This is a genomic window from Pseudomonas sp. S2_E01, assembly GCF_054668365.1.
The window spans coordinates 6,153,874-6,178,613 of record NZ_CP162762.1 but is presented as its reverse complement, the minus strand read 5'-3'; the positions used below and the strand labels follow the sequence as shown (position 1 = coordinate 6,178,613).

19 protein-coding genes are annotated in these 24,740 nt (G+C 60.5%); 7 read left to right on the top strand and 12 right to left on the bottom strand.

All coding sequences use genetic code 11. The features are described from left to right. Window positions 1–37: 37 nt before the first annotated feature. Window positions 38–1,321, bottom strand: coding sequence for an aspartate aminotransferase family protein (locus AB4O36_RS28500; protein ID WP_460120285.1), 1,284 nt, complete (start codon window positions 1,319–1,321; stop codon window positions 38–40). Between the two features lie 169 nt (window positions 1,322–1,490). Between AB4O36_RS28500 and AB4O36_RS28495 the strand changes: the two genes are divergently transcribed. Next, window positions 1,491–2,414, top strand: coding sequence for a LysR family transcriptional regulator (locus tag AB4O36_RS28495; protein ID WP_460120283.1), 924 nt, complete (start codon window positions 1,491–1,493; stop codon window positions 2,412–2,414). A gap of 224 nt (window positions 2,415–2,638) precedes the next feature. Here the strand turns inward: AB4O36_RS28495 and AB4O36_RS28490 are convergent, their stop codons facing one another. The 11 genes from AB4O36_RS28490 to bioB form a co-directional block, all read right to left on the bottom strand. Next, complete coding sequence (locus AB4O36_RS28490; protein WP_460140788.1) at window positions 2,639–4,417, bottom strand: acyl-CoA dehydrogenase C-terminal domain-containing protein; 1,779 nt, start codon at window positions 4,415–4,417, stop codon at window positions 2,639–2,641. Window positions 4,418–4,620: 203 nt separating this feature from the next. Next, window positions 4,621–6,417: an acyl-CoA dehydrogenase C-terminal domain-containing protein gene (locus AB4O36_RS28485; protein ID WP_460140787.1), complete on the bottom strand. Its 1,797-nt coding sequence runs from the start codon at window positions 6,415–6,417 to the stop codon at window positions 4,621–4,623. A gap of 91 nt (window positions 6,418–6,508) precedes the next feature. Next, window positions 6,509–7,798 (bottom strand): GGDEF domain-containing protein, encoded by a 1,290-nt coding sequence (locus AB4O36_RS28480; protein ID WP_460120277.1) that lies wholly within the window; start codon window positions 7,796–7,798, stop codon window positions 6,509–6,511. A gap of 153 nt (window positions 7,799–7,951) precedes the next feature. Next, window positions 7,952–10,066: a cytochrome-c peroxidase gene (locus AB4O36_RS28475; protein WP_460140786.1), complete on the bottom strand. Its 2,115-nt coding sequence runs from the start codon at window positions 10,064–10,066 to the stop codon at window positions 7,952–7,954. A 262-nt stretch (window positions 10,067–10,328) separates the two neighbouring features. Next, window positions 10,329–12,134: a phenylacyl-CoA dehydrogenase gene (locus tag AB4O36_RS28470; RefSeq protein WP_460120274.1), complete on the bottom strand. Its 1,806-nt coding sequence runs from the start codon at window positions 12,132–12,134 to the stop codon at window positions 10,329–10,331. A gap of 276 nt (window positions 12,135–12,410) precedes the next feature. Further along, window positions 12,411–12,707 carry a pyrroloquinoline quinone biosynthesis protein PqqE gene (locus AB4O36_RS28465; RefSeq protein ID WP_460120272.1) on the bottom strand — a complete coding sequence of 99 codons (297 nt, stop codon included), beginning with the start codon at window positions 12,705–12,707 and terminating at the stop codon, window positions 12,411–12,413. Window positions 12,708–12,820: 113 nt separating this feature from the next. Next, on the bottom strand, window positions 12,821–13,501 hold the full coding sequence (gene bioD / locus AB4O36_RS28460) for a dethiobiotin synthase (protein ID WP_460120270.1): 681 nt from the start codon (window positions 13,499–13,501) through the stop codon (window positions 12,821–12,823). Then, entirely contained in the window at window positions 13,498–14,310 is an 813-nt protein-coding gene (bioC, locus tag AB4O36_RS28455) for a malonyl-ACP O-methyltransferase BioC (RefSeq protein ID WP_460120268.1), read from the bottom strand. Before bioC ends, bioD begins: the two co-directional genes overlap by 4 nt. Further along, window positions 14,303–15,034, bottom strand: coding sequence for an alpha/beta fold hydrolase (locus AB4O36_RS28450; RefSeq protein WP_460140785.1), 732 nt, complete (start codon window positions 15,032–15,034; stop codon window positions 14,303–14,305). Before AB4O36_RS28450 ends, bioC begins: the two co-directional genes overlap by 8 nt. Next, a complete protein-coding gene (bioF, locus tag AB4O36_RS28445; protein ID WP_460140784.1) occupies window positions 15,027–16,205 on the bottom strand; it encodes an 8-amino-7-oxononanoate synthase in 1,179 nt (392 codons plus the stop codon). The genes AB4O36_RS28450 and bioF overlap by 8 nt, the downstream gene beginning before the upstream one ends. A gap of 155 nt (window positions 16,206–16,360) precedes the next feature. Next, window positions 16,361–17,416 carry a biotin synthase BioB gene (bioB, locus tag AB4O36_RS28440; RefSeq protein WP_460120262.1) on the bottom strand — a complete coding sequence of 352 codons (1,056 nt, stop codon included), beginning with the start codon at window positions 17,414–17,416 and terminating at the stop codon, window positions 16,361–16,363. Window positions 17,417–17,513: 97 nt separating this feature from the next. Here bioB and AB4O36_RS28435 point away from each other — a divergent pair, with 97 nt between their 5' ends. From AB4O36_RS28435 to rarD, 6 genes are all read left to right on the top strand, one after another. Next, window positions 17,514–18,245: a double zinc ribbon domain-containing protein gene (locus AB4O36_RS28435; protein WP_460140783.1), complete on the top strand. Its 732-nt coding sequence runs from the start codon at window positions 17,514–17,516 to the stop codon at window positions 18,243–18,245. Window positions 18,246–18,397: 152 nt separating this feature from the next. Further along, entirely contained in the window at window positions 18,398–19,162 is a 765-nt protein-coding gene (locus AB4O36_RS28430) for a TOBE domain-containing protein (protein ID WP_460140782.1), read from the top strand. 57 nt (window positions 19,163–19,219) lie between these two features. Continuing rightward, window positions 19,220–21,121 carry a PhoX family protein gene (locus AB4O36_RS28425; protein WP_460140781.1) on the top strand — a complete coding sequence of 634 codons (1,902 nt, stop codon included), beginning with the start codon at window positions 19,220–19,222 and terminating at the stop codon, window positions 21,119–21,121. Between the two features lie 159 nt (window positions 21,122–21,280). Further along, the gene (locus AB4O36_RS28420; RefSeq protein ID WP_460140780.1) at window positions 21,281–22,255 is read left to right on the top strand and encodes a serine/threonine protein kinase; all 975 of its coding nucleotides are present in this window, start codon (window positions 21,281–21,283) and stop codon (window positions 22,253–22,255) included. A 101-nt stretch (window positions 22,256–22,356) separates the two neighbouring features. After that, window positions 22,357–23,492, top strand: a protein-coding gene (locus AB4O36_RS28415; RefSeq protein WP_460140388.1) for an IS3 family transposase whose coding sequence is annotated in 2 segments (ribosomal slippage) — window positions 22,357–22,606 and window positions 22,606–23,492 — 1,137 coding nt in all. Because the reading frame shifts where the segments join, the coding sequence is not laid out codon by codon here. Between the two features lie 204 nt (window positions 23,493–23,696). After that, on the top strand, window positions 23,697–24,584 hold the full coding sequence (rarD, locus tag AB4O36_RS28410; RefSeq protein WP_460140779.1) for an EamA family transporter RarD: 888 nt from the start codon (window positions 23,697–23,699) through the stop codon (window positions 24,582–24,584). The last annotated feature ends 156 nt before the right edge of the window (window positions 24,585–24,740 follow it).

Genomic DNA, 24,740 nt, shown 5'->3' with positions numbered 1-24,740 from the left:
CGCGAGACGGTTCGGAAATTCGTGCAGGACGTTGCTGTCAGACGGCAATCCCTTTGCGGCATTGCAGTTGTGCCGTCCGCACGCGGGAGAAGGCACGGGCCAGGCGCAGGAGCATTTCGTCGATGTTGGCGTTGCTGACCGTGAGCGCCGGGGTGAAACGCAAGCAATCGGGTTGCGGGGCGTCGAGCAGCAGGCCTTCGGACATGGCGGCCTTGACCACTGCCCCAGCCGAAGCGTCGGACAGGGTCAGGCCCCAAAGCAGCCCCTGGCCTCGCAATTGGCCATGGCCATAGCGATGCGCCAGTCGCGCCAGGCCTTCGCGCAAATGCTCGCCAGTCTCCCCGACATGCTTGAGAAACCCCTTGTCCTGCACGCTGCCGAGTACGGCAAGCGCGGCCGCCGTCATCAAAGCATTGCCGTGATGAGTACCCGTCAGCTCGCCCACATCGAAACAGCAGGCTTTGCCCCGGGCCAGGAGTGCCGCAACCGGTACTCCGCCACCCAGCCCTTTACCGAGCACGACGATATCTGCCCGCACGCCGTAGGATTGCTCCGCGAGCAAGGTGCCGAGACGACCGACGCCGGTTTGCACTTCATCCAGGATCAACAGAATGCCCAGCTCACGGCACAGGCGCTCAACGCCCTTGAGGTAATGCTCGGTGGCGGGAATAACCCCGGCTTCGCTCTGGACCGGTTCAAGCATGATCGCGACGGTTTGTGCGTCGACGGCGGCATGCAACGCGGCCAGATCGTTGAACGGCACATGGCTGAAGCCCGGCAGCTGTGGCTCGAAACGGTTGGCCAGGTTGACACTGTCTGACGCCGGAATAGTCCCGAGACTGCGGCCGTGGCACCCATTGTTGGCGACGATGATCCCCGAAGCGCCTCCGCGGTGCAGTTGGCCCCACTTGCGTGCCAGCTTGATCGCCGCCTCACACGCCTCGCTGCCAGTGTTGAGCAGGTACGCCTGATCGCTGCCGGCACTGGCGCAAAGACGTTCAGCGAGATTGAGCATGCCGCGGTTATGCAGACCAAAGCCTGGATTGATCAGCGACTGAGCCTGAGCAGAAATGGCGTTGACCAACACTGATGGGCTGTGCCCAAGACTATTGGCGCCGTTACCCTGAGAGAAATCGAGGTAAGCGCGATCATCGCTGTCCCACAACCATGAACCCTGCCCTCGCACAAAGACCTGCTTGGGCCGCTCGACGCTGGGCATCAGGTATTCGCTGGACGAGGCGTCGTCCGTGGACGGCATGAACGCCTCCTCACTCAGGTCTTCGAGGCTGGGGGTACTCCGCCGCAAACTGAACAAATTCATACAAAAAAACCTTCATTGAGGTTTTTTGCCTTACCTATGCAAACACCCTTTCGGTGAATGGTATTCATCGCGCTCTCTGGCCCTGTAAGCCTAGTGAATGCGGTTAGACTAGGCCTATGCCGGTCCCTGGACCATTTCGTTTTTCCAGTATTTTCAATAAGTAAAACTTATGGATTTCAAACAACTGCGTTATTTCGTCGCGGTCTACGAAGAGGGCCATGTCGGACGGGCCGCCGAGCGTCTGTCGATCTCTCAACCAGCGCTGTCCCAACAGATTCGCCAGCTTGAGCAGAACCTCGATCTCAGCTTGTTCGAGCGCAGCAGCAAACGCCTGCTGCCGACCCTGGCTGCCCACACGCTGTACAACCACGCCCTCCCCTTGCTCGACGGCTTGCAACGGGCCCGTGAAGCGATGGGCAACTTCAAGGGTCAGGCCCTGCGAACACTGGCCATCGGCGTGCTGCAAACGGTGCACAGCAGCCTAGTGCCGCAGCTGCTCGAGCGTGTGCGCAAGGCGCAGCCGCATCTGGTGGTGCAGATCTATGAGCTCTCGGGTCTGGAGATTGAGCGACGCCTGCTCAGTGGTACCCTGGACATCGGCATCAGCTACCTGCCACCACGCCAACCGGGATTGCATGGCGTGATGCTGTACGAAGACGAACTGACTCTCGTCATCCCGGCTGATCATCCGTTGCGCGAATTCAAGAAGGTTTCCATGGGGCAGGCAGCCGAACTGCCGATGTTGCTGCTGGGCGAGGAGTTTCAGGTGCGGCAGATCTGGCAGACGCAACTGGCCAGCCTGGGGCGGCGACCGCAAGTGCAGGCGGAGTTGAATAACATGGCGGGGATTCTCGACAGCCTGCCCCACACCCGCTTGGCAACCGTGCTGCCGGGGCGATCACAAAAAGTACTGGGCAGCCATGAGCTGCTGTGGAAGCCTCTGACCGAACCGCGAGTACCGCTGAAAGTCGGGCTGGTATGTCGTGACGTACAACGTCAACAGGCATCAATGACGTTGTTACGCAATTTGCTGGAAGAAGTGATGAGTGCCACGGATGATCGCTCGATAAACCCTGACGGGCTGAGCGGATAACTTTTCTGCGGGCATAAGAAAACCCCGCCGAAGCGGGGCTTTGCAGACTGTTTCCCTGACATCCATTTCACTCCGCCGTCCTGGCAGAATCCTACGTGTCCGTGTTGTAACTTGCGCTTTCCTGCGCGACGTCCATGTGAAGTAGATTAGCCGTGGATCCAATCTGCATCTATGGGAGATGAGCAGCACGTCGTGTAAGAGAATGCTTACACGGCGTTTCACAATCAGAACTGTGCGGCATCCAGCAGGAACAGCGACTCGCTGCCTGCCCGCACCGATGCGCTGAGCGAGTGAATTCGTGGCAGCAAGCGTGCGAAATAGAAGCGCGCTGTACCCACTTTGCTCGCATAGAAATCGTCCTGTGTTTCCTTGCCCAGCGCCGCCTTGGCCATCAATGCCCACATGTAGGCGTAGGCAACATAACCGAAGGTTTGCAGGTACTCGACCGAAGCCGCGCCGATTTCATTCGGGTTGTTCTTAGCCCGGTCCAGCAGCCAGGCGGTCAGTTCATCCAACGTGGTCAACGCGTCATTCAGCGGTTGGGTGAACTCGCCCAGATCGGCACTGGCCGTTGTGGTGAAGTGCCGAATCTCATCGGCGAACAGCTTGTAGAAAGCTCCGCCGCTGCCAACGACCTTGCGCCCCACAAGGTCCAGCGCCTGAATGCCGTTGGTGCCTTCGTAGATCTGGGTGATGCGCACGTCACGCACCAACTGCTCCTGGCCCCACTCACGGATGTAACCGTGGCCGCCGAACACCTGCTGGCCGTGAACGGTGGTTTCCAGGCCGAGGTCGGTCAGGAATGCCTTGGCTACCGGAGTCAGCAGCGCCACCAGGTCTTCTGCACGCTTGCGGGTGGCGGCGTCTTCGCTGAACTTGGCGGTGTCCAACTGCATGGCCACGTAAGTGGAGAACGCGCGGCCGCCTTCGTTCGCAGCTTTCATGGTCAGCAGCATGCGGCGCACGTCCGGATGCACGATGATCGGGTCTGCAACCTTGTCTTTGTTCTGCGCACCCGTCGGTGAACGGCTTTGCAGGCGATCGCGGGCATACTCGACGGCGTTCTGGTAGGAACGCTCACCCGTCGCGAGCCCCTGGATGCCTACGCCCAGGCGCTCGTAGTTCATCATGGTGAACATTGCCGCGAGGCCCTTGTTCGGCTCGCCGACCAGATAACCCACGGCTTCATCGAAGTTCATCACGCAGGTGGCGGACGCCTGGATACCCATTTTATGTTCGATCGAGCCGCAATTTGCAGGGTTGCGCTCACCCAGGCTGCCGTCGGCGTTGACCAGGAACTTGGGCACCAGAAATAGCGAAATACCCTTGGGCCCTGCCGGTGCGTCCGGCAGTTTCGCCAGCACCAGGTGGATGATGTTCTCGGTCAGGTCATGTTCACCGCCAGTGATGAAGATCTTGGTGCCGCTGACCTTGTAGGAACCGTCCGCTTGAGGCTCGGCCTTGGTACGAATGATCCCCAGATCCGTGCCGGCATGCGGCTCGGTCAGGCACATGGAACCTGCCCAGATACCGGCGTACATGTTCGGCAGGTAAGCCGCCTTCAGCTCGTCGCTGGCGTGGGCGTTGATCGACAGGCAAGCGCCCGCCGTCAGCATCGGGTACAGACCGAACGCCAGGCTCGAGGAGTTGACCATTTCCTCGACCTGGGCCGAGACCGCCTTGGGCATGCCCATGCCGCCGTAAGCCGGGTCACCGCCCACACCGACCCAGCCGCCTTCGGCATACGTCTGGTAAGCCTGTGGGAAACCTGCTGGCGTGGTAACAGCGCCATCCGCCCAATGGCAACCTTCTTCGTCGGCCCCACGGCTCAGCGGCGCGATGCTTTTACTGGTGACCTTGCCGGCTTCTTCAAGAATGGCCTCGACCGTTTCCGCGTCGACGGTCTCGGCCAGTGCAGGCAACTCGGCCCACAATTTGGCAACCTCGAACACTTCATTGAGGACGAAGCGCATATCACGCAGGGGCGCTTTGTAGTCAGCCATGGCAAACCTCGCAAGATCTTTTACAGGTGATGTGTAGGAAGAGTGTCTCGTTGGGCCCGAGTGTACCCCAACAACTTTTGCGACACATAGGGTCAACTAGTGACCCTTTTGTAATTTTTGGTCACCAGTATTTCATGAGCCCTGCAGCGAGCTTGTGAGCCTGCCGGATTAGCGAAGGCTCACGAAGCGTTCACCGCCAGTCGTCAGAGCGCAAATGATTCCGCCGACAGCGACATCAGGCAATCGCTGCCCGCTTCGATGGCGGCGCGGTGAGAAGCGGTACGCGGCAACAAACGCTTGAAGTAAAACTCGTTGGTCGCCAGCTTGCCTCGATGGAACTCCGCCTCGCCCTCGCCCGATTCCTGGCGTGCCTGCGCCACAAGGGCCATGCGCAGCCACAGGTAGCCCAGCACGATGTAGCCGCTGTACATCAAGTAGTCCACGGATGCAGCGCCGACCTCATCCGGGTTTTTCATTGCCGCCATGCCCACCCGAGTCGTCACCTCGCCCCACTGCTGGTTGAGTTCATTGAGCTGCGCCACGTAACTGCCCAGTTGCGGATGCCCGGCGTTCGCCGTACAGAACTTGTGGACGATCCTGGTGAAGCCACGCAACAGCTTGCCCTGGCTACCGAGCACTTTTCGCCCCAGCAGATCCAATGCCTGAATACCGTTGGTGCCTTCATAGATAGGTGCAATCCGGCAATCGCGAACCAGTTGCTCCATGCCCCATTCTCGAATGAAACCGTGGCCGCCGAACACCTGCATGCCGAGGTTGGTCACTTCCAGCCCGGTGTCGGTCATGAAGGCCTTGCAGATCGGCGTCAGGAAGGCCAGCAAGTCTTCGGCGTTCTGACGTGCCGTTTCGTCCGCACTCAAATGCGCGACGTCCAGTAACTGGGCGGTGAAGTAGGTGAGCGCGCGGTTGCCTTCGTTGAAGGCCTTCATGGTGAGCAACATCCGTCGTACGTCAGGATGAACGATGATCGGGTCGGCGGCTTTTTCCGGTGCTTTAGCGCCGGTCAGCGCGCGCATTTGCAAGCGATCATTGGCGTACTTGATCGCTCCCTGGAAGCTCGCTTCACCAAGACACAGGCCCTGCATCCCGGTGCCCAGCCGCGCATGGTTCATCATGGTGAACATGCAGTTCAGGCCCTTGTTCGGCTCACCGATGAGAAAGCCCCTCGCGTCATCGAAGTTCAGCACGCAGGTGGCAGACGCCTTGATACCCATCTTGTGTTCGATGGAGCCACAGGAAACACCGTTGCGCTCGCCGGCCTCACCGTGTGCATCGGGCAGGAATTTGGGAACGATGAACAACGAAATGCCCTTGGTGCCCGGCGGAGCATCCGGCAGTTTCGCCAACACGAGGTGAACGATGTTTTCGCTCATGTCGTGTTCTCCGGCGGAGATGAAGATCTTGCTGCCGGAAATCGCATAGCTGCCGTCCGCAGTGGGTACGGCGCGTGTCTTGATGATGCCCAGGTCGGTGCCGCAATGGGCTTCGGTCAGGCACATGGTGCCCGTCCATTGGCCGGCGGTCAGTTTGCTCAGGTAGGTGTTTTTCTGCGCCTGCGTGCCATGCGCGTGAATTGCCGACATCGCCCCGTGCGTCAAGCCCGGGTACATGCCCCACGAGGTGTTGCTGGACCCGACCATCTCGCTGATGACCAGTCCCAACGAAGTGGGTAGTCCCTGGCCACCGTACCCAGGGTCGGCGGCCAGGCCATGCCAGCCACCTTCGACATACTGGGCGAAAGCCTGCTTGAAACCGGCCGGCGTCGTCACTACACCATTGTCGAAATGACAGCCTTCCTCATCACCGCTTCTATTGAGTGGGGCGAGCACGTTCTCGCAGAACCTCGCCCCCTCTTCGAGGATCGCATCGACCATGTCCGGGCTGGCCTCCGTGGCGCCCAGCGCAGCGTAATTGCTGTGAAAATCGAACACGTGATTGATCAGAAAGCGCATGTCGCGCAAGGGTGCCTTGTACTCGGGCATGGTGACTTCTCCGGTAGCAGATGCCCTAAACCTACTGCCACCGAACCCACACCGACAATCACAGTCCAGACGCTGAATGCGCCGTCATCACTCAACCGGCAGCCGCCTCCGTGCGCACCGCACCGCGCCGATTCTGCCCATAGGCGACCACGCAGTTGCGTCCGGCGCCCTTGGCGGCATAAAGCGCCTCGTCAGCGGACTTGAGCACTTTTTCCGGGTTACGTTGGTCTACGCGCTCGGCGACGCCGATGCTGACAGTGACCGATACCGTGGAGGCTGCGGAGCCGGAGCGGCGCTGGCGCCCCTGCTGGTCGTCCTGGGGACGGTTGTCCTGGTTGCGCAAATGGATGCTGTAAGTCTCGATCGATTCGCGAATGACCTCCAGGTGCGGCATGCATTCCTCAAGCGTCTTGCCGGCGAACACCAGGGCAAATTCCTCACCGCCGTAGCGATACGCCCTACCGCCGCCACCGATCTTCGACAACTTGCTGGCCACCAGCCGCAGCACCTGATCGCCGACGTCGTGACCGTGGGTATCGTTGAATTTCTTGAAGTGATCGACGTCGCTCATGGCCAGCACGTAGTTGCGCCCCAATCGCTGCATGCGCTCGTTCAAGGCACGGCGACCCGGCAAGCCGGTAAGCTCATCACGGAACGCCATTTGATAGGCTTCGTGGGCGACGGCGGCAGCGATCATCAACATCACCTGGCTGCACATGATGTTGAGGGTGAAGGGCAGGATGAAGGTCTTCGGCAACGCCCAGAACAACCCCAGCAGCCCCACCAGTTGAGCCGCGTGCAAAGGGCGCGGGTTGCGCCAGTATTGCCAGCCCAGCAGCACGAACACGCTGAAGAATACCGGATAGGACAATTGGATGAGGCTCATCCAGGCGCCATGCAAGGCCGGCCAGCGGATTTCCGACAACCACATCAGCAAGGGCTGCGGATAACTCTGCTCCAGGCCCAACGCCACGCTGCCGACAGCCAGCAGCACCGCAAACCGCGCCACCATGTCCTGGAACAGATGGGTTCGCTCCTGCCACGCTGCGAACAGGCCGAACATCAGGGGCAGCAGCAGGCAACACAGGTGGAAAACCACCGCAGCGTCTTCACGCACGCGGCCATTGTCACGGTAATAATCGGTCTGGGTATCGAGCAGAAAGTAGGCGATGTACACCGTGACCATCAGAAACAGCTCACGCTGGCGTCGGTAAACCCCGCAGTAGGCACCGCCGAGCAACAGCACCAACGTGGGCAGCACGTTGAACAGTGAGGTGAAGAAGACGTTCAGATCCTTGACGTACGCCGCCGCCAGTCCCGAGAACAACAGCAGAAGTGACGGCAGAAAATGACTGAAACGTACTGCGGAAGAACGCGGCAAGGGTAAAGCTCCGACCCGTCTGATCAATAGATGGCAATGTGCCCACATACTGTAACGGCAGTCCCCCTGACTTTCTGAGTTATTTAGTCAGGTTTTTTTGTTGCGGCTATGTAACGGGATGCAACTGCGCAGCCCGTCACTCGCATCGAAGTCTTAAAGGTCGTTGTCAAACGTCCGCAATGGCCCCTCCGAAACACCACGCCCCTCCGCCCCCACCGGCTTGAGCGTCAGCAACGCATCGGCTGCCTGGCGAGTGGTGATCTTCGGGCTGACCGGTTTCGGAGTCACAGCGTTCTCATCTCCCACGTGCCCCAAGGGGATGACCAGCGACGGGTGATCGAAAGGCGCCTGCTCCCAGGCCACGCGAGGATCGGTCAGGCCGACCTCCATGAACTTGACCAATGCATCGATCTCATCGGGGGTCAGGTTCAATGATGTCATGTCCGGATCGAGGTTTGAGGTGTTGTGCTGATTGACACTGGCATGATCGAAGCCGCTGGTGTTGTTGGCATCCGAACCCCGCCGATCGCCACCGCGATTGTAAAACTCCATGACCTGCTTGAGTGTCGACCGGCTGCCGTTGTGGAAGTAAGGCCCGGTGAGTGCGATGTTGCGCAGCGTCGGCGTCTTGAAGGCGCCATCGACTGCGTCGCGGAATCCGACAGTGGGCTTGAGCGTCGCGTCGCAGGGGATCGCCGCGCTCAACGGCGCTTCGAATGTGCACACATCGACATCCAGCGGATCTGGCACCCTGGCACCCTGAATCTGGCTGTTGTACTCGCGAGTGAAGGCCAGCGGATTGCCCCAGGCGTCGGTGCCGCCGAGCGCCAGGTCTTCGGAAGTCGGGCGCACCCCGGTGTTATAAAAGCCGTTGTCGTACAGCGTGGTCAGGTTGTCCGCCATGACCATACGCTCGATTCGCTCACGCGGATGGAACAGCAGCCGGCTGCCAGCGTTGGTCAGCTCCGCACCTCCATGACAACTGACGCATTTGCCCTTGCCGAGGAACAGGTTCATCCCTTCGACCTGCTGCGCATTCAATGCTTGATGATCACCTTGCAGATAGGCGTCGAGCGGAGCCTGGTCGGAAATCAGCGTGGATTCGTACATCTGGATCGCCAGTCCGAAGAACAAGGGAAAGTTCGCCTCCATCTGGGTGTACGAGGCACCGCCCAGCGAAACCGGTTGTGTGGCATTCCAAAGCCGCGGGTGGAAAGCGGCCTTGATCAGCTCGCGGTACGTTGGCCGGCGTGCGCCGGACACCGGGCCAAGCACCGAGTCTGTGGAGGAAATACGCTGCTGCTTGAGCATCAGCGTGTCGAGCATCCGTCGGCCAATGTCGGCGAAGGTGCGCCCGCCGCAGGACATTTCCACCGCGCTCCCCGGCGGTCCTACGGCTTGCGAGGCGGCAGACGCATCATTGAGCGCCAGGCGCACTTTGGTCGCCACGCCACTGCGATCGCTGGTGACAAAAATTCCGGCATCGGGATCGCGATTACCAAAAGGCGAAAAGCCGTTGAACACGTTGTTGGCCCGGCCATCCCAGAAGTTGCGCACGTTGAACGCGGCGTTGATCACCGACGGCGCGTTGCGCCCGGTCGCACGACGGACGTTGATCCCGCCAACTTGGAAAATACCATCCGGCTGCTGCGTGCACTTATCGAAACGCGGCTGGTTGGGCTTGACGAAATTGGCGTCGAACACGCCTTGCGAGCCGATCACATCGTCGGTTGAATAAGCGATGGGCGAGTCACGGTCCAACGGGTTGACCGGCAGATGGGTGGGGAAATCGGTTTTCTTCAGCGTGTAGTTCGGGCCGCCCTTGCCACCGGACAGCGTCGCGTAGGACGCCACGTCACCGGGGATGTCGGATGCGGTGAACGGTTTGTTGAATATCGAGGCCACGTTGGCGTTGGTGTGCGCCTGGCCAGGGTTGACCTGATTGGTGATCCGATGATCAACCCCGGCGTGAAAGTGGCAGGACGCGCACGCCGTGGCGCTATCGCTGCCGACTTCCATGTCCCAGAACAACGCCTTGCCCAACAGGATTGCAGCACCGCGATTGAGGACGTAATCGGTCATCAGGTCGACTTTGCGTCCGCCCTCGGTGCCTGATGGGTCGGGCGGCTGCATGCCACGCAACGATTGCAGGCTGGGGACCTCCGGCACGGGCGGATCCACTTCGGCGACAGTGGCCGCCATGACGCCGTGAGCGGACAGTGCGATGGGTAACCAGAAGGTCAAACGAACGAGGCGACTGATGTTCATGAGCTTCACCCTGACTGTTGTTGTTAAGTGGCCGGGCGTGAGGCTTGTTCGAGCGAGACAGTTCTTTGCAGCACCGGTTGATGGGTGCGGTGCAATTAATTTGCCACTCCATGTAGAAACATTTTGAATCAATTAACTCAACGTTTTCGGAAGCCGAGCGTTGAGCATGCTGGGGAAAGGCACCCGACTTCGGGGGAAAACGAGCAAAAAAAAACCGCTACCCCCAAAGGAGCAGCGGTTTTCTGCGAGGCCGCGTACAGGCTTAGTAGCCCAGAGCGAAGTCTTCTTCTTTCATGTCCATCAGATTGTTGGCACCCGACAGCATGGTTGCCACGTGAGTGCGTGTACGCGGCAGGATGCGCTGGAAGTAGAAGCGCGCAGTCTGCAGCTTGGCGGTGTAGAACGCCGTGTCGCTGGTGCCGGCTGCCAGCTTCTCGGCTGCCAGGCGCGCCATGTCAGCCCAGAAGTAGGCCAGGCAGGCGTAACCGGAATACATCAGGTAGTCCACGGAGGCCGCGCCGACTTCCTCACGGTCTTTCATGGCAGCCATACCGACCTTCATGGTCAGTTCGCCCCATTCCTTGTTCAGTGCAGCCAACGGTGCGACGAATTCCTGAACGGCTTCGTTGCCTTCGTTGTTCTGGCAGAACTTGTGGACAATCTTGGTGAAGCCTTTGAGCGCTTCACCTTGGGTCATCAGTACTTTACGACCCAGCAGGTCGAGTGCCTGGATGCCGGTGGTGCCTTCGTACAGCATCGAGATGCGGCTGTCGCGAACGTTCTGCTCCATGCCCCACTCGGCGATAAAGCCATGGCCGCCGTAGATCTGCACGCCGTGGTTGGCCGATTCGAAACCGACTTCGGTCATGAAGGCCTTGGCGATTGGCGTCATGAACGCCAACAGCGCATCAGCCTTTTTCTTCTCTTCTTCGTCCACACCGTATTTGACGATGTCGACCTGCTTGGCCGTGAAGTAAACCATCGCGCGGTTGCCTTCGGCGAACGCCTTCATGGTCAACAGCATGCGACGCACATCCGGGTGCACGATGATCGGGTCAGCGGCTTTGTCCGGTGCTTTCGGGCCAGTCAGCGAGCGCATTTGCAGGCGATCGCGAGCGTATTTCAGGCCGCCCTGGAAGCCGATTTCGGCGTGGGCCAGGCCTTGCAGCGCGGTGCCCAGGCGAGCGGTGTTCATGAAGGTGAACATGCAGTTCAGGCCTTTGTTCGCCGGGCCGATCAGGAAACCGGTGGCCGCGTCGAAGTTCATCACGCAAGTGGCGTTGCCGTGGATGCCCATCTTGTGTTCCAGGGAACCGCAGGACACGGCGTTACGCGCGCCGATCGAGCCGTCTGCGTTCGGCAGGAACTTGGGCACGATGAACAGCGAAATACCTTTGGTGCCAGCCGGTGCATCCGGCAAGCGCGCCAACACGATGTGGACGATGTTGTCGGCCATGTCGTGTTCACCGGCCGAGATGAAGATCTTGGTGCCGGAAACTTTATAAGAACCGTCGGCCTGAGGTTCGGCCTTGGTACGCAGCATGCCCAGGTCGGTGCCGCAGTGCGGTTCGGTCAGGCACATGGTGCCGGTCCACTCGCCGGAAACCAGCTTGGTCAGGTACGCCTCTTGCTGCTCAGGGGTGCCGTGCTCGGAGATGGTGTTCATCGCACCATGGGACAGGCCTGGGTACATGCCCCACGACCAGTTGGCTTCGCCGACCATTTCGCTGACCGCCAGGCCCAGCGACTCAGGCAGACCCTGACCGCCGTGCTCGACGTCGTGGGCCAGGCTCGGCCAACCGCCATCGACAAATTGCTTATAGGCTTCTTTGAAGCCGGTCGGGGTTTTCACACCGGACTCGCTCCAGGTGCAGCCTTCAAGGTCGCCCACGCGGTTCAGCGGTGCCAGCACCTGCTCACAAAACTTGGCGCCCTCTTCGAGAATGGCGTCAACCATGTCCGGCGTGGCGTCTGCGCAGGCCGGAAGGCTCTGATAGTGCGCTTCGTAGCCGAGCAGTTCGTCACGAACGAAGCGAATATCACGCAAGGGGGCCTTGTAGTCAGGCATAGCGATAAACCTCTGCTGATGTAACCGGGGATGGACGACCGCTGGAATTGTTGTAACGGTCAAACAGTTGTTTGAAACATACGTTTACGCCTAAATCTTGTCAAGCATCGATCTTTTGCCGTTCGTCATCGCCGCATGCAAATGCCGGACGCACGAAGATGCGACACGGCGACACAGGCGGACCGTCGTGCGGAAAAGTTTAGTTGGCAGAGAAAGACTTACAGACAAAAACGCCGCGAAAGGTCGCGGCGATGACGGTGCGGAGTCAGCAGAAAATCAGGCGAAGGTATCGATCAGCGTACCGAGCATTTCGTCGGAAGCCTTGGCCACCTTGACGCCCGCCTCGACCTGGAACTTGCCTTGAGCCATTTCGATCGCGTTGCTGGCGAGATCCGACTGCTGGCTGCGATCAACCCCACGCAGGCGATCGACCTGAACTTCGGAGGACTGGCTGGTAACCGAACGCTCGATCGTATTGTTGGCGATCTGGCCCGCAGCCTGATCGACGCGGTTCTGCCCTGTCTGAATAGTACTCAGACCGGCGTAGAAAGCGGTATTTCCTGAGATTTCCATGGGAGAACTCGTCCTGAAAAAGGATCAACAGCGCCTATTGAAGCAGAGATGACCCTATTACGCCCGACAAAAACACTAATGGCACAGTGCCTTGTCATAGCAAAAACCAAACGTCAGTCGAGCAGGTCCAACTGAAGATGTTCGGCAACCGCCTCAGCCGTCACCAGCTTGAGTTTGGGCACTCGGCCCAGGCAGGGTGCGGGAATGCGCTCGGCGAGAGTCGCCAGGTTTTCCTCCAGGCGCGACGTTTTCGGATCGATGACATTGGCCACCCAGCCCGCCAGCTGCAAACCGTCATGGGCAATTGCTTCGGCCGTCAGCAACGCGTGGCTGATACACCCCAACCGAACGCCGACCACCAGGATCACCGGCAGGTCCAGCGCCATGGCCAGGTCCGACAGGTTGTCCTGGTCCGCCAACGGCACACGCCAGCCACCCGCGCCTTCGATCAGGGTGAAATCCGCCTCCATCTGCAGAATCTCACGCATCGGCGCAAGCAGCGACTGCACCGTCAACGCCACGCCCGCCTCACGCGCCGCCAGATGCGGAGCGATGGCCGGCTCGAACGCGACCGGATTGACCTGGGCATAGGTCAGCGGCAACGAACACTCGGCCTGCAGTGCCAGTGCATCGGCGTTGCGCAACCCCTTGGGCGTCACGTCGCAACCCGAGGCCACCGGTTTGCCCGCCGCCGTACTCAGCCCCGCCAACCGAGCAGCATGCAAAAGGCCCGCGGCGACGGTGGTCTTGCCGACATCGGTATCGGTACCGGTGATGAAATACGCTGCGCTCATAAGGGTTTCTCCAAAACGGCGTACACCACTTGATAAGTCGCCGGCAGGCCACTGGCCTGACGAAACTGCTCATAAGCCTCGACCAGGCCGAGAATCCGCGCCCGCCCGGTCAATCCTCCCGGTCGCCCGGGGTTGAGGTTGTGCGCACCCAGCGCCTTGAGTTCGTGTGTCAGGGTGCGTACATCCGGGTAGTGCAACACATGGGGTCGGGTTTGCAGCCCTACAACCCGCAGACCGCTGCCCCCGCACAGCTGTTGATATCCGGCGAACTCGCGAAAACGATTGACGTGGACCATGCGATCCACTTGACGCCAGCTTTCGCGCAGCTCTGACAGCGTGCCCACGCACAGACTAGCAAACGCAAAAATACCACCAGGTTTGAGTACGCGCCGGGCTTCACTGAGTACCGCAGCGAAGTCGTCACACCACTGCACTGCCAGGCTGGAGAAAATCAGGTCACAGGTCGAATCCTGCAACGGCAGGCGCTCGGCATCACCCGCGATGAAGTGCGTGGCGCCACCCAACGGACGGGCGTGATTGAGCATGCCTTCGGCGATGTCCAACGCAACGCCTTTCGTCTCAGGAAAACGCTCATCCAACGCCCGGCTGAAATACCCGGTGCCGCACCCCAGGTCGAGCCAGCGGTCCGGTACGAAGTCGCCTGGTAATCGGCTCAGCAACTGGTTGCCCACATCACGCTGCAATTGGGCGACGCTGTCGTAACTGGCCGCTGCGCGGGAGAAGGATGCCGCCACCTGGCGCTTGTCCGGCAAGGCACCGGGCAGGTTGGGAATGGATAAATCAGTCATCACCGCTCTCATGCAAAAAGGCCTGGATCGCCCCCGCCACTCCGTGCGGGTCCTCCAGGAGAAACGCGTGGCTGGCCTGTTCGATCAGACCGATTTCGACATCCGGCAACAACGCCAGCAACTCGCCGGCCGTTTCGGCGGGCACCAGTCCATCGAGTCCGGCGAACAAATGCAGTTGCGGACCGCGAAACCCTTGCAACGCCTGACGGGTATCCAGTTGCGCCAGCAACTCCAGGCCACTCATCAACACCGATGTTGCCGTGTTTGGCGCGCCACCGAGCAGCAGCCGTGACAGGCCGCGCGGGTCTTCGGCACCTTGGGCACAAAGCAGCGAAAAGCGCTTGAGCGTCAATCGTGGATCGGCGTTGCAGCCCGCCAGAAAAGCGTCAAAGGTCTCACCGGGCATCGCGCTCGGCCACAGCTCATGGGCAACGAAAGAAGGATTGCTCGCCAGGGTCAGCAAGCCACAGCAGCGATCACCGCGCCGCGACGCGAGTTCAGAAGCGAGCATGCCCCCCAGCGACCAGCCGCCGAGCCAGGCATCCTGGGGCACGCTGGAGTCGAGTTCGTCGAGCCAGTCTTCCAGATCACTGGAGTCCAGTTCCGGCAGCGGTTCGATCTCCACGCGCAGGTGTTCATCCAGCCCTTGCAGCGCAGCGGCCAAGGGTTCCAGCGGTGAAATGCCGAGGCCCCAGCCAGGCAACAGAATCAGGCGATCACGCATGGCTTGGCTCCGCTCCCAGTTTTTCAAAACAATCGGCCAGTCCTTCTAACAATAGCTGCACCTGCGCCTCGCTGTGAGCCGCGGTCAGGGTCACGCGCAAGCGCGCGCTGCCGGCGGGGACGGTGGGTGGGCGGATCGCAGTCACCATCAAGCCGCGCTCGCGCAGCATCTGCGACAGGCGCACCGCACGCCCGGCATCGCCAATCATGATCGGCTGGATCGGGGTGAAGCTATCCATCAATTCCAGGCCGATTTGCTCGGCGCCGTGGCGGAACTGGCGAATCAGCCGGTCCAGATGCTCGCGTCGCCAATGCTCGGTGCGCAGCAGATCGAGGCTTTTGAGGGTCGCACATGCCAGCGCCGGCGGTTGGCTGGTGGTGTAAATGTAGGGGCGGGCGAACTGGATCAGGCTTTCGACCAACTCTTCGCTACCGGCGACGAAGGCACCCGCCGTACCGAATGCCTTGCCGAGGGTGCCGACCAGCACGGGCACATCGTCCTGGCTGAGGCCGAAATGCTCGACGATCCCACCGCCATTGGCCCCCAACGGACCAAAACCGTGGGCGTCATCGACCATCAGCCACGCGCCTTTGGCTTTGGCCGCACGGGCCAGCGCCGGCAGGTCGGCGATATCGCCATCCATGCTGAACACGCCATCGGTGACCACCAGCGTGTTGCCAGTGGCCTTTTCCAGACGACTGGCCAGGCTTGCAGCGTCGTTATGCAGGTAGCGACTGAAACGCGCACCGGACAACAGGCCGGCATCGAGCAATGAGGCGTGATTGAGGCGGTCTTCCAGCACCGTATCACCCTGCCCCACCAACGCCGTCACCGCGCCGAGGTTAGCCATGTAACCCGTGGAGAACAACAGGACACGTTGGCGGCCGGTCAGGTCCGCCAAGGCTTCTTCCAACGCATGGTGAGGACCGCTGTGGCCAATCACCAGATGCGAAGCGCCGCCACCGACGCCCCACTTTGCGGCACCCGCGCGCCAGGCCTCGATCACCTGGGGGTGATTGGCCAGGCCCAGGTAATCGTTGTTGCAAAACGCCAGCAACGGCTGGCCATCGACAACCACCTCAGGGCCTTGCGGGCTTTCGAGCAGGGGGCGTTGCCGGTAAAGATTTTCGGCACGGCGGGTAGCCAGGCGTGCAGCGAGATCGAAAGACATGCAGGCCTCAGACAGCAATCAATGTAAAACCGGACATGTGGGAGCGGGCTTGCCCGCGATAGCAATCAGTCTGTCGACATCTGTGTTGAATGTGACAAAGCCATCGCGGGCAAGCCCGCTCCCACAAGGTGTGGGGTTGTACTCAACCAGCGAGATCAAACAGCCGCGTTGTAAAACATCTCGCTGCTCTTCTGCTCCACCAGTGCCTGCTCGATCGCCGCCTGATGCACCTCGTCGGCATGTTCTTCCCGCGCTTCGGGCTGAATGCCCAGTCGCGAGAACAGTTGCATGTCCTTGTCGGCCTGCGGGTTGGCGGTGGTCAGCAGCTTTTCACCGTAGAAAATCGAGTTGGCGCCCGCGAAGAACGCCAGGGCCTGCATCTGCTCGTTCATGGCCTCGCGGCCGGCGGACAGGCGCACGTGTGATTGCGGCATCAGGATGCGTGCCACGGCGAGCATGCGGATGAAGTCGAACGGGTCGACGTCTTCGGCGTTTTCCAGCGGCGTGCCGGCGACTTTCACCAGCATGTTGATCGGCACCGATTCCGGATGCTCTGGCAGGTTGGCCAGCTGGATCAGCAGGTTGGCGCGGTCGTCCAGGGATTCGCCCATGCCGAGAATGCCGCCGGAACAGATCTTCATCCCCGAATCACGCACGTAGGCCAGGGTTTGCAGGCGCTCGCTGTAGGTGCGGGTGGTGATGATGCTGCCGTAGAACTCCGGCGAGGTGTCGAGGTTGTGGTTGTAGTAATCGAGGCCGGCCTTGGCCAGCGCTTCGGTCTGCTCCTGGTCGAGGCGACCCAGGGTCATGCAGGTTTCCAGGCCCATGGCTTTCACGCCTTCGACCATTTTCAACACGTAGGGCATGTCCTTGGCCGACGGGTGTTTCCACGCCGCGCCCATGCAGAAACGGGTCGAGCCGATGGCCTTGGCGCGAGCGGCCTCTTCGAGGACCTTCTGCACTTCCATCAGTTTTTCTTTTTCCAGGCCGGTGTTGTAGTGACCGGACTGCGGACAGTATTTGCAATCTTCCGGGCAAGCGCCGGTTTTGATCGACAGCAGCGTGGACACTTGCACGCGGTTGGCGTCGAAATGCGCGCGGTGCACGGTCTGCGCCTGAAACAACAGGTCATTGAATGGCTGTACGAAGAGTGCTTTGACTTCGGCCAAAGACCAGTCATGACGCAAAGTGGCAGAGGTGCTGGCGCTCATGGGCGTTACCTTTATTCTGAACGGGGCAAGGCTGGCGACTGCGGCAGGGAATAACCACAGGCGCTACACGGATGTTTGGCATATTTAAGGAAGAGCGATGCGCTGTCAACCGCACTACGATGGACCGGTTTACATCTGGTTAAAAAACAAACAAATATGTTTGCTTTGCAGCGAGCCAGCCGATGAAGCCACGCCCATCTGCACCGATTGCGAAACCGAATTGCCGTGGCTTGGCGATCATTGCCAAACCTGCGCCCTGCCCCTGCCGGCTCCGGGGCTGACCTGTGGCCAGTGCCTGCACGAGCCGCCGCCGTTCCAGCGGGTGATCGCACCGTGGCTGTACGACTTTCCGCTGGACAGCCTGATCACCCGCTTCAAACACAGCGCAAAGTGGCCCTACGGTCGCCTGCTCGGCGAACTTCTCGCCCAGTTCCTGCAGCACCGCTTTGACGAAGGGCTGGCATGCCCCGACGCCCTGGTGCCGGTGCCGCTCGCGGTCAAGCGATTGCGTCAGCGCGGGTTCAACCAGGCGGCGATGCTGGCCCGCTGGTTGGGCGACAGCCTGGGAATCGCCAGCGACGAACACCTGCTCAAGCGCGTGCAAGACACCAGTGCCCAACAGGAACTCAAGGCCGAGGCGCGCAAGAAGAACCTGCGCCATGCCTTTGCCTTGATGCCTGGTGCGCAGGTGGTGGGCCGCCACCTGGCACTGGTGGATGACGTGCTCACTACCGGCGCCACCGCCCAGGCGTTGGCGCACCTGTTGATGGAGGCCGGTGCGGCGCGGGTCGATGTGTATTGCCTGGCGCGAACACCAAAACCGGCCTGATCGGTGTTCCTGTGGGAGCGAGCTTGCTCGCGATGGTCGCCAACGATAACGTTGACTCCCTGACACTGCGCGGCGTTTCAGAGATCATCGCGACGGTTCGACAAGCTCGCTCCTGCAGTCACTCAATCATTCACCCACCGAAGCAACCCGCCATGCCTCTGTCCACCCTGTTGTCCCAACACATCATTCGCCGCCCGCAGCGCATCGCGTTGCTGCAACACATTGCCGAACAGGGCTCGATCACCCGTGCCGCAAAAAGTGCGGGGCTGAGCTACAAGGCGGCGTGGGACGCCATCGATGAGTTGAACAATTTGGCGCAAAAGCCGCTGGTGGAGCGCAGTGTCGGTGGCAAGGGCGGTGGTGGTGCCAAGCTGTCGAGCGAGGGTGAGCGCGTGTTGCGCCTGTATCAGAAGCTGCAAACATTGCAGGCACAGGTGCTGGAAGCTGCCGAAGAAGCCAGCGACCTCGACCTGCTCGGGCGGCTCATGCTCAGGACCAGCGCGCGCAATCAGTTGCACGGCAAAGTCAGGACGATCGAAGCACAGGGCCGCAATGACCTGATTCGCCTGGAGCTGGCTGCAGGGCTGGCGCTCGATGCACAGATCACCCATGACAGCACCGTGCGCCTGGCACTGGAGCCCGGCAGCGAAGTGGTTGCGCTGATCAAGGCAGGCTGGCTCGATTTGCTGGCGGTCCAAGCCCCGGCAACACCGGGACACAATGACCTGACCGGCATCATCGAAGAGATCCTCGACGCACAGGACGGCCCCAGTGAAGTGCGCATTGGCCTGCCCAATGGCCAGACATTGTGCGCTCTGGCCGAATCCCAGGACCTGCGCGCCCGTGGCCTGAGCGTCGACAAACCGGTGCGAGTGCAGTTTGCCGCGTCACACGTGCTGCTCGGTACACAGCTCTGAAACACAAGCGTCATTTAAGCGCTTTAAGGTGACTGCAAAAACCGCAGGGAGCCTGACGTGAGCCTATTAGAAGAGAACCAATCCACCGACCTCGAGAAGATGGTCGGCCTAAGCCGCCGTGGCTTCATCAGCGCCGGTGCCTTGTGCGGTGCCGCGATGTTCCTCGGCGGCAACCTGCTGAGTCGCAGCGTAATGGCCGCCAGCGTCAGCGCCGGCAACAGCCAACTGCTGGGCTTTGCCAGCATCCCTGCTGCTACCAGCGACGCTATCACCCTGCCTCCGGGCTACAAGTCCTCGGTGCTGATCAGTTGGGGCCAGCCCTTGCAAAAGGACGGCCCGGCATTCGATCCGAGCGGCAACGGCACCGCTGCCCAGCAGGAAGTGCAGTTTGGCGACAACAACGACGGCATGAGCCTGTTCGAGTTCCCCGGCGAGAAAGACCGTGCGCTCATGGCGATCAACAACGAATACACCAACTACCGCTACCTCTACCCCCACGGCGGTATGCCGCAGTCGGCGGAAGAAGTGCGCAAGGCATTGGCCTGCGAAGGCGTGACGGTGATCGAAGTACAGCGCAAGAATGGCCAATGGAAGTTCGTCCAGGGTTCGCGCTACAACCGGCGCATCCACGGCAATGCGCCGATCACACTCAGCGGCCCCGCTGCCGGCCATGACCTGCTCAAGACCAGCGCAGACCCGCAAGGCAAGAACGTCCTCGGTACGTTCCAGAATTGCGCCAACGGCAAGACGCCGTGGGGCACGTACCTGACCTGCGAAGAGAACTTCACCGACTGCTTTGGCAGCAGCAATGCCGAGCAAAAATTCGATGCCACGCAGAAACGCTACGGGGTGGTGGCCGCCAGCAAGGAGATCAACTGGCACCCTCACGACGAACGTTTTGACCTGGCGAAAAACCCCAACGAACTCAACCGTCACGGTTGGGTGGTGGAAATCGATCCGTTCGATCCGAAGTCGACGCCGGTCAAGCGCACGGCCCTGGGCCGTTTCAAACATGAAAACGCCGCCCTGGCCGAGACCCGCGACGGTCACGCCGTGGTGTACATGGGCGACGACGAACGTGGCGAGTTCATCTACAAGTTCGTCAGCCGCGACAAGATCAACCACAAAAACCCCAAGGCCAACCGCGACCTGCTGGACCACGGCACCCTGTACGTGGCGATTTTCGATGCCGGCGATGGCAACACGGATCACCCGAAAGGCAAAGGCCAATGGGTCGAGCTGACCCACGGCAAGAACGGCATTGACGCCAGTAGCGGCTTCGCCAGTCAGGCCGAAGTGCTGATCAACGCACGCCTGGCGGCCTCTGTGGTGAAAGCCACGCGCATGGACCGCCCGGAGTGGATTGTCGTCAGCCCCAAGGATGGCCAGGTCTATTGCACCCTGACCAACAATGCCAAGCGCGGCGAAGACGGTCAGCCTGTGGGCGGGCCAAACCCGCGTGAAAAGAACGTCTACGGACAGATTTTGCGCTGGCGCACCGATCGCGACGATCACGCCTCGAACACCTTCGGCTGGGACCTGTTCGTGGTGGCCGGCAACCCTGGCGTCCACGCGGGCACGCCCAAGGGAGGCTCGTCCAACATCACCCCACAGAACATGTTCAACAGCCCCGACGGCCTGGGTTTCGACAAGGCCGGCCGGTTGTGGATCCTCACTGACGGCGACTCGAGCAACACCGGTGACTTCGCCGGCATGGGCAATAACCAGATGCTCTGCGCCGACCCGGTGAGCGGCGAGATCCGCCGCTTCATGGTCGGACCGATTGGTTGCGAGGTCACGGGGATCAGCTTCTCGCCGGATCAGAAGACCTTGTTCGTGGGGATTCAGCATCCGGGGGAAAACGGCGGATCGACCTTCCCCGAGCATTTGCCGAACGGCAAGCCACGCTCCTCGGTGATGGCGATCACCCGTGAGGATGGCGGGATCGTCGGCGCCTGACAGGCCCTCACCGCGGGCAAGCCCGCTCCCACGGGACCATCAAAATCCTGTGGGAGCGAGCCTGCTCGCGATGGCTTCAGCACAGCCACAACCCTTGCAAGGCAGTCTGCGCTACCATGCCTGGCCGGACGCAGCAGCCTGCTGCGCGCAGGAGTCAGCATGGCCCACCCGTTTGCAACCCTTACCCCAGACCTCGTGCTCGATGCCGTCGAAAGCATCGGTTTTCTCAGCGACGCGCGCATCCTGGCGCTCAACAGTTACGAGAACCGCGTCTATCAAGTCGGCATCGAAGACTCGGAACCGCTGATCGCCAAGTTCTACCGTCCGCAGCGCTGGACCAACGAAGCGATCCTGGAAGAACACCAATTCACCTTCGAACTCGCCGAGTGCGAGGTGCCGGTGGTGGCACCGTTGATCCACAACGGCACCAGCCTGCACGAACACAACGGGTTTCGTTTCACCCTGTTTCCACGCCGTGGCGGACGCGCGCCCGAGCCCGGCAATCTCGATCAACTGTATCGCTTGGGCCAGTTGCTCGGACGCTTGCACGCCGTTGGCTCGACCAAGCCGTTCGAACACCGCGAAGCATTGGCGCCGCAGAACTTCGGTCATGATTCGCTGAACACATTGCTCGAAGGCCATTTCATCCCCAAAAGCCTGTTGCCGGCCTACGAGTCGGTGGCGCGCGACCTGCTCAAGCGCGTGGAGGAGGTTTACCAGGCCACACCGCACCAGAACATCCGCATGCATGGCGATTGTCACCCCGGCAACATGATGTGTCGCGACGAAGTCTTCCACATCGTCGACCTTGACGATTGCCGCATGGGTCCGGCGGTACAGGACATCTGGATGATGCTTGCCGGTGATCGTCAGGCCTGCCTGGGGCAGTTGTCAGAACTGATGGACGGCTACAACGAGTTTCACGACTTCGACCCGCGGGAGCTCGCGCTCATCGAACCTTTACGTGCGTTGCGCCTGATGCACTACAGCGCGTGGCTGGCCCGCCGCTGGGACGATCCGGCATTCCCGCACAGTTTTCCGTGGTTCGGCACCGAGCGGTATTGGGGCGATCAGGTGCTGGCGTTGCGCGAGCAGTTGGCGGCGTTGAACGAAGAGCCATTAAAACTCTTCTAATCATCGCCACACCCCCTGTAGGAGCGAACTTGAACTGGCCTAATGATTTTGGACACTTCAATCGGGCGCTATGATAGCGCCCAAATCTGAGGTGTTTGGATATGCGTAAATCCTATTCGAGTGAGTTCAAGCTCAAGGCTGCCAGCATGGTGTTGGATGAAGGTCAGCCGGTTACCGAAGTCTGTGCCAGCCTGGATATCGGCCCCACAGCCCTGCGCCGTTGGGTTGATCAAGTGCAAAAAGAGCGCTTGGGCTCGACTCCGGTGGGGGCCAAGGCGATTACCGCTGATCAACGAGAAATCCAGAGACTCAAAGCTCTGCTCAGAGAGAAAGACCTGGATATCGAAATCCTAAAAAAGGCCAGTGCTCTCCTGCTTTTGGACGCCAAAGATCATTCACGCTGATCGATGAGCTGGGCGAGCAGTACGGCGTTAAAAAGTGTTGCCGGGCGTTTGGGGGCAACCGCAGTAGCTTTTACGCCTGGCGCCAGCGCCAAGGCAGAGCAAATCCTGAACGGGACAAGCTCAAAGCCGCGTTGGTCAGGCACCACAAGGCGTCCAGAGAGTCGGCCGGCGCACGTACTTTGTCCAAGGAGCTACAAGCCAAAGGGCATCGTATCGGGCGTTATATGGCTCGCAGTTTGATGCGCGAAGCTGGCATCGCTAGTCGTCAGCGCCGGCGCCATAAGTACAAGTCGCCGGGTGTGGAGGCCTTGGTGGCGCCGCACGTGCTCAAGCGAAAATTTGATGTGACGGCGGTTAATCAGGTGTGGTGTGGCGACGTGACATACATCAAGGTCGGCAAGCGGTGGATGTACTTCGCCGCCGTTTTGGATCTGTACGCTCGCAGGATCGTAGGGTGGTCGTTTTCGATGATTTCTGATGCCAACCTGACCTGCGAAGCGCTACGCATGGCGGTTGAGCTGCGCGGCCATCCCCAGGATGTGTTGTTTCATTCTGATCAAGGTTGCCAGTACACCAGCCATAAATTCCGAAATGCGCTTGTGAAACATCGGTTCAGGCAAAGTATGAGCCGTAAAGGCGAGTGCTGGGACAATGCCCCGATGGAGCGTTTCTTTGGTAGTTTGAAGTCCGAGTGGGTGCCTGAAACGGGCTACAAACTGGAGCATGAGGCCCGGGCAGATGTGCAGCGCTATGTCTCGCGCTACAACATCAGCAGGCCTCACAGCTATAACGACTACAGGTCGCCGGTCGTGAAGGAAAGATTGGCGGCGTGAACCGTAATCAGTGTCCAAGATTACTTGACCAGTTCAACTTGCTCGCGATTGCGGTGTATCAGTCGGCATCAATGTCGGCTGGCCCACCGCAATCGCGAGCATGCTCGCTCCGACAGTTAATGTGCCTACCTTTGTATATGGGACATTTGTAGACAAACTTCCTTACAATCACTCTTTTGTTAGCTGCCTAAGCAAGGATTCTGCATGCAAGCTGCCAACCCGCGTCGCGGGTACATTCTGGGCCTGACTGCCTACATCATCTGGGGCTTGTTCCCGATCTACTTCAAAGCCATCGCCAGCGTGCCCGCCGTCGAGATCATCATCCACCGGGCGATCTGGTCAGCACTGTTCGGCAGCCTGTTGCTGCTGGTCTGGAAGCACCCGGGCTGGTGGCGCGAGTTGCGCGACAACCCCAAACGCCTGGCCATACTTGCCCTGAGCGGCACGCTGATCGCTGCCAACTGGCTGACGTATGTGTGGTCAGTGAACAACGGTCGCATGCTCGAAGCCAGTCTCGGCTACTACATCAACCCGCTGGTGAACGTGCTGCTGGGGATGCTGATCCTCGGCGAACGCTTGCGTCGCATGCAGTGGATCGCGGTGGGGTTGGCCGCAGTCGGCGTGGCGCAGCAGGTGTGGCAGGTCGGCAGCTTGCCGTGGGTCTCGCTGGTACTGGCGTTGACGTTCGGCTTCTACGGCCTGATCCGCAAGCAGGCACCGGTCAAGGCCTTGCCTGGCCTGGTGGTGGAAACCTGGATGCTGGTACCGCTGGCCATGGCGTGGCTGTTGTTCAATCAGACAGCCATGACCGCCCAGCCCGAATTCTGGACAACCAATGAAGCCTGGTGGCTGATCGCCGCTGGGCCGGTCACCCTGGTGCCGCTGGTGTGTTTCAACGCTGCCGCACGGCACCTGCCCTACACCACCCTGGGGTTCCTGCAGTACCTGGCGCCGACATTGGTGCTGCTGCAAGCCGTGCTGCTGTTTGGCGAACACCTTTCGTCCACCACGCTGGTCGCCTTCCTGTTCATCTGGGCGGGCCTGGCGGTTTACAGCGTCGATGCGTGGATAAGTCTGCGCCGCCGCAGTTGATCAAAAATCGTACAGAACGCTACAGGCCACATTCCGCGTGGCCTGCATCCATCCTTCCCAAGGTTATCCACAACCTGATCCCCGATGTTTGTGCGCAAGTCACTGAATGTTGGCGGTTTTTTGAGCAATACTGGCCAACCCCCGTATTACGTGGCC